The 13,527-nt window shown below is 63.8% G+C and carries 17 protein-coding genes and 1 tRNA gene; 14 read left to right on the top strand and 4 right to left on the bottom strand.

The genetic code is table 11. The features are described from left to right. Positions 1–722: 722 nt before the first annotated feature. The 5 genes from HRL41_RS05715 to HRL41_RS05735 all read left to right on the top strand — a co-directional run bounded on the left by HRL41_RS05715 (position 723) and on the right by HRL41_RS05735 (position 2,230). Positions 723–1,202, top strand: coding sequence for a DUF3990 domain-containing protein (locus tag HRL41_RS05715; protein WP_172135929.1), 480 nt, complete (start codon positions 723–725; stop codon positions 1,200–1,202). Continuing rightward, positions 1,199–1,444 (top strand): hypothetical protein, encoded by a 246-nt coding sequence (locus HRL41_RS05720; RefSeq protein ID WP_165170202.1) that lies wholly within the window; start codon positions 1,199–1,201, stop codon positions 1,442–1,444. The genes HRL41_RS05715 and HRL41_RS05720 overlap by 4 nt, the downstream gene beginning before the upstream one ends. A 1-nt stretch (position 1,445) precedes the next feature. Then, positions 1,446–1,664: a DUF3791 domain-containing protein gene (locus HRL41_RS05725; RefSeq protein WP_206214493.1), complete on the top strand. Its 219-nt coding sequence runs from the start codon at positions 1,446–1,448 to the stop codon at positions 1,662–1,664. Positions 1,665–1,762: 98 nt separating this feature from the next. Continuing rightward, entirely contained in the window at positions 1,763–2,044 is a 282-nt protein-coding gene (locus HRL41_RS05730; protein WP_172135930.1) for a hypothetical protein, read from the top strand. A 15-nt stretch (positions 2,045–2,059) separates the two neighbouring features. After that, a complete protein-coding gene (locus HRL41_RS05735) occupies positions 2,060–2,230 on the top strand; it encodes a hypothetical protein (protein ID WP_172135931.1) in 171 nt (56 codons plus the stop codon). A 55-nt stretch (positions 2,231–2,285) separates the two neighbouring features. On the opposite strand, the gene HRL41_RS05740 is transcribed toward HRL41_RS05735, so the two are convergent. From HRL41_RS05740 to selA, 4 genes are all read right to left on the bottom strand, one after another. Further along, positions 2,286–3,086 (bottom strand): formate dehydrogenase accessory sulfurtransferase FdhD, encoded by an 801-nt coding sequence (locus HRL41_RS05740; protein ID WP_172135932.1) that lies wholly within the window; start codon positions 3,084–3,086, stop codon positions 2,286–2,288. 53 nt (positions 3,087–3,139) lie between these two features. Next, positions 3,140–3,236, bottom strand: a tRNA-Sec gene (locus HRL41_RS05745). Between the two features lie 170 nt (positions 3,237–3,406). Next, complete coding sequence (gene selB, locus HRL41_RS05750) at positions 3,407–5,326, bottom strand: selenocysteine-specific translation elongation factor (protein ID WP_371808805.1); 1,920 nt, start codon at positions 5,324–5,326, stop codon at positions 3,407–3,409. After that, positions 5,323–6,795 carry an L-seryl-tRNA(Sec) selenium transferase gene (gene selA, locus HRL41_RS05755; protein WP_172135933.1) on the bottom strand — a complete coding sequence of 491 codons (1,473 nt, stop codon included), beginning with the start codon at positions 6,793–6,795 and terminating at the stop codon, positions 5,323–5,325. The genes selB and selA overlap by 4 nt, the downstream gene beginning before the upstream one ends. Before the next feature lie 300 nt (positions 6,796–7,095). Here selA and HRL41_RS05760 point away from each other — a divergent pair, with 300 nt between their 5' ends. From HRL41_RS05760 to HRL41_RS05800, 9 genes are all read left to right on the top strand, one after another. Next, positions 7,096–7,437 carry a DUF3990 domain-containing protein gene (locus HRL41_RS05760; protein ID WP_172135934.1) on the top strand — a complete coding sequence of 114 codons (342 nt, stop codon included), beginning with the start codon at positions 7,096–7,098 and terminating at the stop codon, positions 7,435–7,437. Then, positions 7,437–7,688, top strand: a complete 252-nt coding sequence (locus HRL41_RS05765; protein ID WP_172135935.1) for a hypothetical protein — start codon at positions 7,437–7,439, stop codon at positions 7,686–7,688. The genes HRL41_RS05760 and HRL41_RS05765 overlap by 1 nt, the downstream gene beginning before the upstream one ends. After that, the gene (locus tag HRL41_RS05770) at positions 7,681–7,890 is read left to right on the top strand and encodes a DUF3791 domain-containing protein (RefSeq protein WP_172135936.1); all 210 of its coding nucleotides are present in this window, start codon (positions 7,681–7,683) and stop codon (positions 7,888–7,890) included. Before HRL41_RS05765 ends, HRL41_RS05770 begins: the two co-directional genes overlap by 8 nt. 599 nt (positions 7,891–8,489) lie before the next feature. Further along, complete coding sequence (yedE, locus tag HRL41_RS05775; RefSeq protein ID WP_172135937.1) at positions 8,490–9,653, top strand: YedE family putative selenium transporter; 1,164 nt, start codon at positions 8,490–8,492, stop codon at positions 9,651–9,653. A 108-nt stretch (positions 9,654–9,761) separates the two neighbouring features. Then, a complete protein-coding gene (locus HRL41_RS05780) occupies positions 9,762–9,968 on the top strand; it encodes a sulfurtransferase TusA family protein (protein ID WP_172135938.1) in 207 nt (68 codons plus the stop codon). Positions 9,969–10,007: 39 nt separating this feature from the next. Beyond that, positions 10,008–10,256, top strand: coding sequence for a DUF3343 domain-containing protein (locus HRL41_RS05785; protein WP_216662538.1), 249 nt, complete (start codon positions 10,008–10,010; stop codon positions 10,254–10,256). Positions 10,257–10,272: 16 nt separating this feature from the next. Then, positions 10,273–11,424 carry an aminotransferase class V-fold PLP-dependent enzyme gene (locus HRL41_RS05790; protein ID WP_172135940.1) on the top strand — a complete coding sequence of 384 codons (1,152 nt, stop codon included), beginning with the start codon at positions 10,273–10,275 and terminating at the stop codon, positions 11,422–11,424. Further along, a complete protein-coding gene (locus HRL41_RS05795) occupies positions 11,402–12,166 on the top strand; it encodes an acyl-CoA dehydratase activase (protein ID WP_172135941.1) in 765 nt (254 codons plus the stop codon). Before HRL41_RS05790 ends, HRL41_RS05795 begins: the two co-directional genes overlap by 23 nt. Before the next feature lie 145 nt (positions 12,167–12,311). Further along, positions 12,312–13,466, top strand: coding sequence for a double-cubane-cluster-containing anaerobic reductase (locus HRL41_RS05800; RefSeq protein ID WP_172135942.1), 1,155 nt, complete (start codon positions 12,312–12,314; stop codon positions 13,464–13,466). Positions 13,467–13,527: the final 61 nt, after the last annotated feature.

The raw sequence follows: 13,527 nt of genomic DNA on the forward strand, positions 1-13,527 counted from the left end.
TATCCTGTAAAGTGTCCATGGTGGCCGTTGCCTTTCTGATGAATCGGTTACTTTCGCAAAAACGATTCTAGGCAATGGCCACTTCTATCTCAAAGCGACTCCTGACACCAACTTTCGGCACGCGATCCGTTATCGGTGGTCCAAGCCGCAAAAACCGCCGATAACGAGCCCTTTTCATCCACTTTCTTCGAGAAATCGCCGATAACGGGGTGTTTTCATCCAGTATTTCCCCAAGGTGGATGAAAAACCGCCGTTGTCGGTGTCGTGGGCGGCAAGAGTGCCATGGGGGCATGGGCAGCATGGGGGCATGGGCGCCGTGGGCGCCATGGACAGCACGGGAGATGTGGGAGGTGTGGACAGCACGGACAGCGTGGGAGGTGCGGGCGGCGCGGGAAGGGGCCCGTTGGCGTCGCGCCACGCTCCGTGCTGTCATGGGTCGAGGAAGGGAGATTGCGCGATGTGGCGTGCTCTGCGTGGGCGCGGATTGTGGAAGGAGCTTGCTGCCGCAGACTGTGGCCGGAGCTTCGCCCATCGCCTCTCGGCAGGGCGAAGATGCCGAGCGTTCCTGCCCGAAACCCTCGCATAAGTTTGCGTGCGTTTCGGGCAGGATGCGCGTTTTCGCAGAACGGCAACGCGAGCTCGGATAGAAGCTATAATGGCGAAAAGCGGCAGGTGCTTCTGATGGGAGGGCGTGAGGACCGAAGCGAGGAGGCGAACTCGGCATGGAGCTTTATCATGGGAGCAACGTTGAGGTGCGAAGCCCCAGGCTTCTGAGAGATCAGCGTGCTTTGGATTTCGGAAGCGGGTTCTACACGACTTCCGACTTGCGGCAGGCATCATCGTGGGCAAGGCGTACGGCTCGCCTTCGCGGAAAAGGACGTCCTTGCGTTACGGTCTATGAGGTTGACGAATCGTCTTTCGATGACTTGCGCGTCCTCAGGTTCAACGAACCTGACGAGGCTTGGCTGTCCTTCGTGGCGAAGAACAGGAGGAGCGAGAGCATCCCAGGTGATTGGGACGTCGTTGTCGGACCGGTGGCGAATGACCAGACGATGCCCACGCTGCTGCTCTTTATCGACGGGTTTCTTACAGCTGACCGAACCATAGAGCTGCTCATGCCCCAGAAGCTGAAGGACCAGTTCGTGTTCAAGACCGTAGAGGCGCTGAGGCGCCTCCGCTGCATTGAGGTGATTTCGGTATGAAGAGAATCCCCTATTTCGCCGTTGACTACTATGATCGGCACGTGATCAGGCGCATTGTCAACGATTTCGAGATGGAGCAGATGGATGCCGTGAGGGCGTTCCTCACGTCCGAGACGCATGGTCTTTTGGAACGCATCGAGAACGGGATGTGGGACTACTCTGAATACGGGATATACGATATGTGGAAAGCGGAGCAAAGAACCGGTGATCCGCGAAACTCGGCATACATGAGAGGGGAATAGCGTGTCTGATCTGGCAAAAGAAACGGAGTTCTTCATTTTCCTGATCGAATGCTATGCCGAGGCGAAGGGGCGTCCTGCGGGAGATGTTCTGCAAGAGTGGGACGCTCACGGCATTACGCAGGAGATATACGACAACTACGAGATGTACCACAGCGAGCGCATCGAGAACGCCTTCGAGGACATCGACAGCCTCCTGGCGACGGGAAGGCACGCGTGGTGAGATCGCGGTATGCGATGGCATGCGATCGAGGGGTTCTGCGGGATCGTTCATCATCGCGTTCATCGGCGCCTCGCGGCAGCGCCGGCGCGAGGCGCGGCGTGGAACGGACCGCTGCTTCATCGCCTTACGCCAACGCTGATAATGCCATGCCCAGCATAAGCATAGAGAATCAGATAGTGCGAAAGGGGTTGGAGCTCGGATTCTCCAACGTCGGCTTCGCCGCGCTTCGCGACTACCCTGAGTACCTCGAAGAGGTTCGCTCTTGTCCCAGCTACGAGGTATTCGCAGAGGCTGACGATGCCCTGATAACTCGTCTCAGCAGGGCGAAGGCGCTTAATCCTTGGGCGAGCAGCATCGACCGTTGGGCCGTGCAGGCTTGACCTCGGTCGCCCATCATGCGCAACTACACCAAGAACCTGGACGTCTTTCGTCACAATGCCGCTATCGCTCTGGGCAACACCAGCGACCCGCGCCGCCTTCCAGCGCTTCGCGCGGCGCAAGCCTGCATTGACGATCCCGATGCGCTGAAGGCTGTCGATTGGGCCATTGCGCGACTCGAAGCGTGACAGGGGGTCAGCGTGACGAGTGGGCGCCAAAAGCGCGACGTGAGGTCACACGCCGCTACGCTTTTGGGTCGTGGCATATGCGCATGCTGTCGGGTCGTGCAGAGCAGATAAGCGTAAGGTCGTAAGCCCGCGCGAGCTCGATGGTGGCGTCGGTAGGTACGGCCTTTGTGACAAGTATCGGCACACTCGCACGAATAGCCTTCATCACCATGTCAACAGGAATGCGCCCGCTTGAGAACACCATTGCCTGTCGCAGATCAACTCCTGCGCGCAATGCCGCTCCGAGTGCCTTGTCGAACGCATTGTGGCGTCCCAGGTCCTCACGACAGCACACAATGCGGCCATCTACCAGCACATAGCAGCTATGCGTGCCGAACGTGCACTTGTGTAGCGGCGAGTCCTGCGCAAACGTGCGCGCAGCAGCAAACACCCACGAGTGCTCCCACGCGATGGGCACCACCTTTTCGGACGCACCATCGGCATCAAAGTAATGGTTGTACAGCTTGTTGCCCGTGCAGCATGAAGGCACCACATTTATACCGGTCTTCGAGAAATCGGCTACACGATTGCGTAGGGTCACGCGCGCTCGCGTGCCGTGCTCGCAGAGGTACACCGATTCAACGTCAATCACGCCTGAGATGACCCCTTCGGAAAACAATCGCCCGATCACCAAGTCAATCAGGTGGTTGGGCGTGCACACGATGCGCATGGTCAGAATCTCGTTCACGAATACGTCGAGATTGTGCTCAACGAGCACCGTGGCGTCTCCGGGAACCTCAGCCCCATCTGCGTTCACGCAACGCACCTCATATGATGCGGTGGCTTCTTCTTCAGTATGTCGGTCGAGAATAATCATGGAAACATGAAGGTTGCGTGCTTGCTCGTTTATGACAGGTTGATGTGGCTATCTGGCGGAGACGTGTGCGAATCGAACACACCCGAGACGTTCTGCGCGCCTCACAACGGCTTTGAAGGCCGCGGGAGCCACCAGGCCCCATCCGTCTCCTTGTGACAGTGGACGGGCATTCGCGTTGCGTGCTTGTGTTCGCTTATGTGCGTGCGCTTGCTTGCCCGAACCTTGTCGATAATAGCGCGGAATATGCCCGCGCCGTTTGGAAATCGACTTCCAATTGAGGGTATGCGGCGAGCGTCCGAAAAGCGTGTGGTGCTCGCCCGCTACACCAACGCGCGGAGGTCGCCTGTGCGGCGGGTCACGCCGGTGTTGTCGAACAGCTCGAGCAGGGGCATGGCGAACTTGCGAGAGATACCCATGGCCTCCTTGAGGTCGGCGGCGGTCGACGGCCCGTGCGCGTTGATGTGAGCGACGATCGCTTCTCGGCAGCGCTCGATTGCGCAGGTGGCGTAGTAGCGGCTAGCATCGACGCGCACGATGCGTCCTTCGCGCTCGAGCGCCGTGGCGGCCTTGCGGGCGATCGTCAGGTCGATTCCCAGGTCAGAGACGATATCCTCCAGCGCAGGCGGGGTGACTCCTGCCTTGACGAGCGCCTGTTCCAAGGCGTCTGCGGCGCGCTTTTCGGCGGCGCGTGCTCCTGCGCCTGCTCGGGGGTGGCTCACCTCGCCGCCAGCATGGGCTGCGATGCCGCGTCGCACCGCCTCGTCGAGCAGCGCGCCAAAGCACCCGGCGTCGGCCGCAGGTGTCACCTGCTGGCGCAGTGCCTCCTTGGAAAGCCCCGTGGCCTGCGGGTTTGCTGTGTGGAAGTTCAGCAGCGTTTGTTCCATGCGTGCGAGTGTCTTCTGCACGAGCGCGCCAAGCGCGTACCGCGTGCCGAGCACGGCAACGCTTTCCGCTTCATGGAGGCGCGTGAGGCTTGCGCGCACCGGCACCTCGTCAAGCCCGCAGGCGCGCGCGATCTCTTCAGCCGTTTCGGGGAGTGCGGCCAGCTTGAGGTGCGCTTTCACGGCTGCATCGACGTCGCCTTCGGCCAGCGCTTCGAGCAGCGTGTGCTCCTCGGGTGCGAGGTTGGTGCGTCTGCGTGGGTGCGGGCTTATGACCGTGCCGCCACCGATGACGTGTACGGGAGAATACGAGCGAACGACGAACTGGTCGCCGTAGGCCACAGGAAGCGGTTCCTCAAGCCTGACCTGCGCGAACGTATGTTCTCCCGAGCCGAGCGACTCGGCGTCGTCCATGAGCAGCACGCGCCCCAGAACCTCGCGCGTGCCGTGCGCCACGTGGACGCGTGCGCCGGTCTTGAACGGGCGACCGAACGCGAATGGGTCGAGATAGGTGAACGCGGCGTCGAAACGGTCCGACGTGCTCGCCGCCTGCGGCGCGCATAGGAAGTCGCCCGGGCGCACGTCGTCGATGGAGAGCCCCGCGAGGCTTGCGGCCACGCGGTTGCCCGCCGCGGCCTGCTCGCATGCGGTGCCGTGCATCTGCACCGAGCGCACGCGGGTGGAACGACCTGAGGGCAGAATGCAAAGCGCGTCGCCTTCCGCGAGCGTGCCGCTCCACAACGTTCCCGTGACCACGGTGCCGAAGCCCTTCACGGTGAACACACGGTCGACGGGCAGACGTGCGGACCCCGTCCCCTTGGTGCGCTGCGCATGGCGGCATGCCTCGTCGAGCGCAGCGCGCAGCTCGTCGAGCCCCTCGCCCGTGCGGCTCGATACGCCTATGACGGACGCGCTCGCAAACGGGCCGCCAGCCAGGTGCGACCTCACCTCGTCTTCCATGAACGCGCGCCACTCCTCGTCGACCAGGTCGATCTTGGTGAGCGCCACCACGGCGGTGCGCACGCCGAGGATCTCGAGCACGGCCATGTGCTCGACGGTCTGAGGCATGACGCCGTCGTCGGCGGCGACCACGAGCAGCGCCACGTCGACGCCGGTGGCGCCTGCCACCATGTGGCGCACGAACTTCTCGTGCCCGGGGACGTCAACCACGCCCATGGTGCGCCCGCTTGGAAGCTTGAGCTGGGCGAATCCCAGCTCGATGGTGATGCCGCGGCGCTTCTCCTCGGCCAGGCGGTCGGGGTCGGTGCCGGTGAGGGCGCGCACGAGCGATGACTTGCCGTGGTCGATGTGCCCGGCGGTGCCCAGGATCAGGGAAGGCGAGGGCTGCGCGGCGCTCACGAGGCGCTCCTCTCATCGTCGGCGTGCGCGAAGTAGGCTGCCAGCGCGCGCGTGATCTCGTCGACCTCGCCCTCGTTGAGGACGGTGCGTGCGTCGAACAGGAGCGCCTCCTGGTGGATGCGCGCGATGATGGGCACGGGGTTCTCCCTGACCAGGTACTCCTCGCATTCCTGCGCACTGCCGCGCGCGAAGCTCAGGCGCACGGCGTAAGTGTCGATGTCGCGCATGGGCAGCGCCCCGCCGCCTGCTCGGCTGATCTCGGGAACCACCGTCACGTTGGCACAGCCTTCCGGCAGCACAGCGCGCATGCGGGCTGCAAGCGTCTCGGCGCGCTCGCGCACCTTTTCGGCGGACATCTCGAGCATGCGCAGCGTGGGGATCTCGGCGCGTGCCAGCTCGGGATCGAGGTAGAGGCGCAGCGTGGCTTCGAGCGCGGCGAGCGTCATCTTGTCGAGGCGCAGCGCGCGGGCGAGCGGGTTTCTCTTCAGGCGCCCGATGAGCTCGGCCGACCCGATGACGATGCCCGCTTGTGGGCCGCCGAGGAGCTTGTCGCCTGAGAACGATACGAGGTCGCATCCCGCTGCGAGGGAGGCGCCCACGGTTGGCTCGGCATGTTCGCCGAGATTGCGCATCTCGAGCAGCGCGCCCGAGCCGAGGTCTTCGTACACTAGGATGCCGGGCGCAGAGGCGTCGCGAGCTCGCCGCGCGGATGTGGCAGCGTCGGCAATGCGGCGCAGCTCGCGGGCGCTTACGCTTTCGGTGAAGCCGATCAAACGGTAGTTCGACGTGTGCACCTTGAGCAGCAAGGCGGTGTCGTCGCTGATGGCGCGCTCGTAGTCGAACGCGTGCGTCTTGTTCGTGGTGCCCACCTCGCGCATACGTGCGCGGGAGAGCTCCATGATGTCGGGGATGCGGAACGACCCGCCGATCTCCACCAGCTCGCCGCGCGACACAACGGCCTCGCGCCCGGCGGCGAACTCGGAGAGCACCATCATGACGGCCGCGGCGTTGTTGTTTACGGCGATGGCCGCCTCGGCGCCGGTTAGCTCGCAGATGAGCTGCTCGCAGTGGGCGTGGCGGCTCCCACGACACATGCCCTTCGTGTCGTACTCGAGCGTGGAGTAGCCGCGTGCCACCTCGGTCACGGCCGCCACGGCGCTCTCGGCGAGCACGCTGCGCCCGAGGTTGGTGTGCACGATCACGCCCGAGGCGTTCACCACGTGGCGCAAAGACGGCATGAGCATGCGCTCGGCGAGCGTGTGCGCCTGCGCGGCCACGGCTTCGACGGCGACATCGACTTCGCGCCCTTCGCGCAGGTCAGCTCGCGCGCAGCTCACCGCCTCGCGCACCGCGCCCAGAAGCGCCGCATGGGGGAGCACGGCGCGCATGCGGTCGAGCAGCGAGCTCGCTAGGACGTCGTCGACGCTCGGAAGGCTCCGAAGCCGTTCGTTGAGGGAAGAGGTGGTCATAAGTGCTCCGTTCGCTGCTTGATGAGTCGCCGCGCCAAGGCTCGAGGCGCAAGGGCGCGCGCCCGACCGCGCGCGGCTTCGCGCGACATCGGGCAACGTTGAGTCCTGAGTATACTCGTATGAGGAAGCTGTCAGGGGCCGATAACGGTATCTTTCCATCCACCGCGTGCTAAAACGTGGATGAAGCAAGGTCGTTATCGGTGGTTCGAGCCCCAAGAACCGTCGACAACGAGCCATTTGCATCCGCTTTCGTCGAGAAATCGCCGATATCGGGGTATTTGCATCCAGAATTCCCCCAAGGTGGATGAGAAAGCGCCGTTTTCCACGGTTTCATCGTTTGAGTTTGACGAATCGCGCCTGCCTGATCTGAACGTTCTGCACTTCGAGGACGCCACAGTGGATTGGCTGAAATTCGTCGGCGATAATAGGTTCGGACGCGTCAAATCTGATGATTGGGATATTGCGATAGGCCCCGTGGCGAACGATGCCACCATGCCGGTCCTGAGCCTCTTCTTCGCCGAGGTGTACACAGAAGAAGAGACGATACGCCGCTTGCTGCCGCAAAAACTCAAAGACCAGTATGCGTTCAAAACCCAAAGGGCAATTGATTTGCTTCGGTTCCATGAGGTGGTGAAGGCGTAATGGGCATTCGATCGCACATTAACAGCTACTATGACAACGCGGTGGTGGGGCGAATCGTCGAAAAGTACGGCATTGCGCCCATGGAGGCCCTGGAATCATATCTGCACTCCGAGACATACCGAATGTACCTTGACCCTGAGCTCGAGATGCTAGAGTTCTCCCCTGCGGGGATTTTCGATATGTGGGAAAGCGAGCAGATCACGGGCGATCCACGCAACTCCCTTTACATAAGGAGGGATGAGTGTGCCTAGGGAAATGGAGTTCTTCATCTTCCTCCTTGAGAAATACGCGGAGGAGAAGGGCGTAACCGCGACGAACGCATTCGACCAGTGGGACGCTCACGGCATTACGCAGGAGATATACGACAACTACGAGATGTACCACAGCGAGCGCATCGAGAACGCCTTCGAGGACATCGACAGCCTGCTGGCGACGGGAAGGCACGCGTGGTAGAGCTCCGGCGCGTCACGGCATGTGGCAGAAGGGCTTGACGAGGGCGCCCATCATCGCTTCGCGGTAGCCTTAGTGCGGCGCAGCGCGCGGCATGACCAGCGAGCCCAGCGCTGGCGCGGGCTTTGCCGTGGAAATAAAATTCCAATTTGATCAGGCGATATGCTGACAAGGGATCGCTTGCGCCTGCTGGCTGCACGCCCGCGCTTGCACGTTCCCTCTGGGCGCGCGATTCGGGCCGATGGGCGCCTTGCACGCTTGCCGTGCTCTCTTGGGCGCGCTTATAGTAGGGATGTCGCGAGACGGGCTTTCTTCTGCGCTGCTCGTCGTTTCTGCCTATGGGCGACGTTCTCCATAGGGCTCCGAGAGGGCCCGCGGACGCGGTCATCTCGCTTGCGGCTCCGAGGGGAGCTGCGGGCGTAATCGCTCTGCTCACGGCTCCGAGAGGAGTCTGCGGGCGCGGTTCTTCTGCTTGCGCGCCCGTCTCTTTCTGCGCCGTTTTCCCGTTTGGAGCTCCTGCGTCGCTTTCGCTGCGCCGCATGCCGTGCGCGCGGCAAAGGCGTCTTGCAGGGGCGCTTTTCAAGAGAAGAAAGAAGGAACTCGTGGATTTGTTCACTCAGAAGAAGGGACTCGCGCTCGCGGGCCTCGTCGTCGGCGTGGGGCTGGCGATCCTGGCGTTTCTCGGCAACCCGCCGAACATGGCGATGTGCGCGGCCTGCTTCATTCGCGACATGGCCGGCTCGCTCAAGCTGCACACCGCCGCTCCCGTGCAGTATTTCCGCCCTGAAATCGTGGGCCTGGTGGTGGGTTCGTTCTTGATCGCGGTGGCCACGCGTGAGTACCGCTCGACGGCGGGGTCGTCGCCCATGACGCGCTTCGTGCTCGGATTCATCATGATGATCGGCGCGCTCGTGTTTTTGGGCTGCCCGCTGCGCATGGTCATCCGCATGGCGGCAGGCGACCTGAACGCGTGGGTGGGCCTCATCGGCTTCGTACTCGGCGTGGGCACCGGCGCGCTCTTCCTGAAGCGTGGCTTCTCGCTCGGGCGCGAGTACGACACCAACAAGGCGGCCGGCGCGGTGCTGCCCATCTTGCTCATCGCGGGTCTCGTGATCAGCATCGCCACGGCCGCGTTCGTCGTGAGCGAGACGGGCCCCGGCTCCAAGCACGCGCCGTGGCTCGCAGCTCTCGTCGTGGCGCTCGTGGTGGGCGCGTTGGCGCAGAAGGCGCGCATCTGCTTCGCAAGCGGCCTGCGCAACGCGTTCCTCGTGCGCGACTTCGAGATGCTTCTGCCCATCGCGGGCATGTTCGTGGTCATGGTGATCTACAACCTGGCCACGGGCAGCTTTAAGCTGAGCTTTGACGGCCAGCCCATCGCGCACTCCCAGCACCTGTGGAACATCCTTGGCCTGTACGCCGTGGGCCTCGGCGCGGTGCTTGCCGGCGGCTGCCCGCTGCGTCAGATGATCCTGGCCGGCCAGGGATCGTGCGACGGTGCCGTCACCTTCCTCGGCATGCTGGTGGGCGCTGCATTCGCTCACAACTTCGGCCTGGCGGGCGCGGCTGCGGCGGCGGCCACGGCTGAGACCGCCGCGGTGGCGGGCGGCCCGGCCTTCGCCGGCCAGGTGGTGCTCGTGTGCGGCATCGTCGTGCTGCTCGTGATCGGCGCGGCCAACGTGCGCAGGCAGAAGGCCGCCGCGTCGGCGCCTGCTGCGACGAAAGTCCCGGCGCTCGACGCCGACGAGGCCGCCCCGGCGGCCAACTAGTCCCCGGCGGTCAACGAGCCCCTGGTGGCAGGTGAGCTCTCGGCGGCAAGCGTGCGCGAGACACGCGAAATGAAACTTGGGCGCATGCGCCCGCGAGAAAGGAATATCATGATCGAAGTAGATGCCCGCGGGCTTTCTTGCCCCGAGCCCATGCTGATGGCCACTGACGCCGTGCGCTCCTCGAATGGCGAGGAGGTGCGCGTGCTCGTGAGCTCGGCCACGGCGCGTGACAACGTGAGGAACGTGGCGCGGAAGGCCAAACGCGAGGCCGTGGTCGAGGAGCTCGGCGCCGACTTCGCGATCACCATCAGGTAGCGAGGGCGAGAGACGGAGGGTAGCGGAATGGGGAAGGCGATGCCGCATGTCGTAGCGACGTTCTACACGACCACGGCCGCGCTCGCCATGCAGCGAGCGGGCGCGCGGCACGGTCTGCGCGGGCGGCTTGCTCCCATTCCGCGCCAGCTCTCCGCAGGCTGCGGCTTCGCGTGGCGCGAACCGGCAGCAGGCGGCGAGGAGGCTGTGGCTGCGGCTGCCGACGCCGTGCGCACCGCTCTCGAGGTCGAGGGGATCGAGGCTGAGGGCGTGGTACTGCTCGACCTGTGAGACGAGGATGACGACGATGATCTACTTTGACAACGCGGCGACCACCTTGCAGAAGCCGCCTGAGGTGGCTCGCGCGGTGGCAGCGGCGCTCTCGTCGTTCGGCGGCGTGGGGCGAGGCGTGCACCCGGCCTCCCTAGCTGCGGGGCTTGCCGTGTATGAGGCGCGCGATGCGGTGGCGCAGCTGCTCGGCGCGCCGAGCGCTTCCCGCGTGGCGTTCGCTGCGAACGCCACGGAGGCCCTGAACATCGCCATCCGCGGGCTTCTGCCAAGAGACGGCGTTGCGGTGACTACGGCGGCGTCGCATAACTCGGTGCTGCGCCCGCTGTTCGCCGCGCGCGACGAGTGCGGCTGCGAGGTACGCGTGGCGCCGCATGACGCGCGCGGGGCGCTCGACTACGCCGCGCTCGAGCGCTTGGCGCGCGGCGCTGACCTGGTGGTACTCACACACGCCTCGAACCTCACGGGCGACGTGTACGACGCCTCGCGCGTCGCGCGCATCGCGCACGAGGCCGGCGCGCACGTGGTTCTCGATGCGGCGCAGACTGCCGGCGCCCTCCCCGTTGACATGGCGGCGCTCGGCGTGGACGTCCTGTGCTTCACGGGCCACAAGAGCTTGATGGGGCCGCAGGGCACGGGCGGCCTGTGCGTGGCCGCGGATACGGATGTGCCGCCGCTTCTGGAGGGCGGCTCGGGTACGCACAGCTTCGACGAGCGCCACCCGCGCTTCATGCCTGAGTCCCTTGAGGCGGGAACGCTCAATGCGCACGGCCTGGCGGGCTTGGCGGCGGGCGTGGCGTACCTGCAGGCGCGCGGCGTGGCTGACGTGGCCGCGCACGAGGCGCGCCTCGTCCAGCGCCTGCGCGCGGGCCTTGCGCGCATGCCGGGCGTGCGCGTGCTCGGCGGCGGGGAGTCCGCGGGGCATTGCGGCATCGTGGCGCTCAACGTGGGCGAGGCCGACTCGGCCCTCGTGGCTGACCGCTTGGCAGCCGAGTGGGGCATCTGTACGCGCGCGGGTGCCCACTGCGCGCCGCTCATGCACCGCGCGCTCGGCACCGAGTCCCAGGGCGCCGTCCGCGTGAGCTTCGGCGCCTTCAACACGGAGGACGAAGTGGACGAGTGCCTGGAGGTTCTGGAGGTGATCGCGCATGACGTATCGTGTGGGCGTTGATATCGGTTCGACAGCGGCGAAGGTGGTGGTGCTCGACGGAGACGAGCTGGTGTTTACCCTGCTTGAGCCGACGGGCTACAGCAGCGTAGACGCCGCCGAGCGCATCGAGGCGGCGCTCGTACAGGCGGGCTTTCCGCTTGAGGAGTGCGATGTGGTGGCCACGGGTTACGGGCGCGTGTCGGTTCCCTACGCGCGCAAGGCGGTCACCGAGATCACCTGCCACGGACGTGGCGCGGCGTTTCTATTCGGACCCGATGGCGTGGTAGTAGACATTGGCGGGCAAGACACGAAGGCTATCGTGCTCGAGCGCGGACGTGTGGCGAAGTTCAACATGAATGACAAGTGCTCGGCGGGAACAGGCAAGTTCCTCGAGATTATGGCAAACCGCATGGGCGTCACTCAGGTGCAGCTCGAACAGCTGGCGCGTCGCGGTCATCCGACGCAGATTTCGTCTATGTGCACGGTGTTTGCGGAGAGCGAGGTTATCTCGCTTATCGGCGCGGGCACCCCGCGCGAGGACATCGCCTGGGGCGTCATCGAGTCGGTGGCGGCGAAAGTGCGCCCGCTTGTGCCGAGTGTCGCAGGCGCGCGTCATTTTCTCACGGGCGGTCTGTGCGAGAACGACTATCTGGTGGAGCGCCTGTCGGCTCAGCTCGATGCCAAAGTGGAAACCTGCCCGCAAGCTCGGTTCGCCGGTGCTATTGGCGCGGCCTTGTCGGTTCCGCTTGCAAGTGCGGAATAAGCGCGGTGCTCTAAGGGGCACGTGCTGACTTCGGTGTGCTGTTTACGGTTCGGCCAACTTCATCTGCGGCCCACATCAGCTATGACCAGCGTATACAACTAACACACTTCGTCTTATTGGTGGAGCTTATGAGAAAGAAGAAATCATGACAACACAAGACTTACCTGCCATTTTTGAGGAGTTCGATGAGTCGCGGCGCGCGGGGTTCATCAACGCAATGAACTTCAAGGAAACTGGCGGTCGCCTGGTGGGGTATCTGTGCAGCTACACGCCGCTCGAGGTCATTGAGGCAGCGGGTGCCTCCGGTGTGGCACTGTGCGGCATGAGTAACGAACCAGTTGCCGAGGCCGAGACGGTGCTGCCTAAGAATCTCTGCCCGCTCATCAAGAGCACCTATGGGTTCGCGCATGCTGACAAGTGCCCCTACACCTATTTCGCCGACGTCATTGTGGGTGAGACCACTTGTGATGGTAAGAAGAAGATGTACGAGCTGCTCTCCGACATCAAAGACACGTACGTGTTGCAGCTGCCGCAGGGTCAGGGACGTGCATGGGCTCAGGATGCGTGGCGTGAGGAGGTGCGTCTGCTTAAGGAGGAACTCGAGCGTCGCTACGACATCACGGTAACTGATGATGATCTGCGTTCAGCTGCCGAGGTACGCAATCGCTTCCGCCGCGCCATGGTCGAACTCTACGAGCTGCAGGCCAACGTGCCGCCGGCCATGAGCGGTGTGGAAATGATGACCACGGCGCTGCAGAGCACATTCAGCTTTGATATCAATGAGAGCATCGAGCGCGTGGAGTCGCTGTTCGAGAAGCGTCGGAATGCCTACGAGGCAGGGGAGCGTCCTATATCAGTTGACGCGAAGCGCATTCTTATCACGGGATGCCCCTCAAGCGGCGTCATCCAGAAGGTGGGCATGGCTGTCGAGCGTAACGGCGGCGTTATCGTGTGTCTGGATGACTGTTCGGGCGAGCGCACACAAGCCATGATGATTGACCCGCAAGCAGACGACATCCTTGGTGCCATTGCCGAGCGCTACCTGGCCATCCACTGCTCGGTTATGACGCCGAACTCCGAGCGCATGGACAACACGGCCGCCATGTGTGAGAAGTATCATGTCGACGGCGTGATCGACCTCACGCTTACCGCGTGCCATACCTTTGCCGTGGAGTCCGAGCTCATGAGCCGCAAGATGGAAGAGATCGGCGTGCCCTATCTGCAGATCGAGACTGACTACGCAACGGCCGACCAAGGGCAGATCGACACGCGTATAGCGGCCTTTATCGAAATGCTGTAGGCTGGTGCGAAACAGCATCGGCGCGAGGGGCGCGCGGGCTGGCGCTGAGTCGAGGCTTACG

This window comes from Adlercreutzia sp. ZJ473 (genome assembly GCF_013185065.1).
GTDB lineage: Bacteria > Actinomycetota > Coriobacteriia > Coriobacteriales > Eggerthellaceae > CAAEEV01.

Bases quoted from the DNA above. Each gene is read 5' to 3' on its own strand.
- HRL41_RS05715 (WP_172135929.1), top strand. From the start codon at position 723: ATGGAGCTTTATCATGGGAGCAACGTTGAGGTGCGAAGCCCCAGGCTT.
- HRL41_RS05720 (WP_165170202.1), top strand. From the start codon at position 1,199: ATGAAGAGAATCCCCTATTTCGCCGTTGACTACTATGATCGGCACGTG.
- HRL41_RS05735 (WP_172135931.1), top strand. From the start codon at position 2,060: ATGCGCAACTACACCAAGAACCTGGACGTCTTTCGTCACAATGCCGCT.
- HRL41_RS05740 (WP_172135932.1), bottom strand. From the start codon at position 3,086: ATGATTATTCTCGACCGACATACTGAAGAAGAAGCCACCGCATCATAT.
- selA (WP_172135933.1), bottom strand. From the start codon at position 6,795: ATGACCACCTCTTCCCTCAACGAACGGCTTCGGAGCCTTCCGAGCGTC.
- HRL41_RS05765 (WP_172135935.1), top strand. From the start codon at position 7,437: ATGGGCATTCGATCGCACATTAACAGCTACTATGACAACGCGGTGGTG.
- HRL41_RS05780 (WP_172135938.1), top strand. From the start codon at position 9,762: ATGATCGAAGTAGATGCCCGCGGGCTTTCTTGCCCCGAGCCCATGCTG.
- HRL41_RS05785 (WP_216662538.1), top strand. From the start codon at position 10,008: ATGCCGCATGTCGTAGCGACGTTCTACACGACCACGGCCGCGCTCGCC.
- HRL41_RS05790 (WP_172135940.1), top strand. From the start codon at position 10,273: ATGATCTACTTTGACAACGCGGCGACCACCTTGCAGAAGCCGCCTGAG.
- HRL41_RS05795 (WP_172135941.1), top strand. From the start codon at position 11,402: ATGACGTATCGTGTGGGCGTTGATATCGGTTCGACAGCGGCGAAGGTG.
- HRL41_RS05800 (WP_172135942.1), top strand. From the start codon at position 12,312: ATGACAACACAAGACTTACCTGCCATTTTTGAGGAGTTCGATGAGTCG.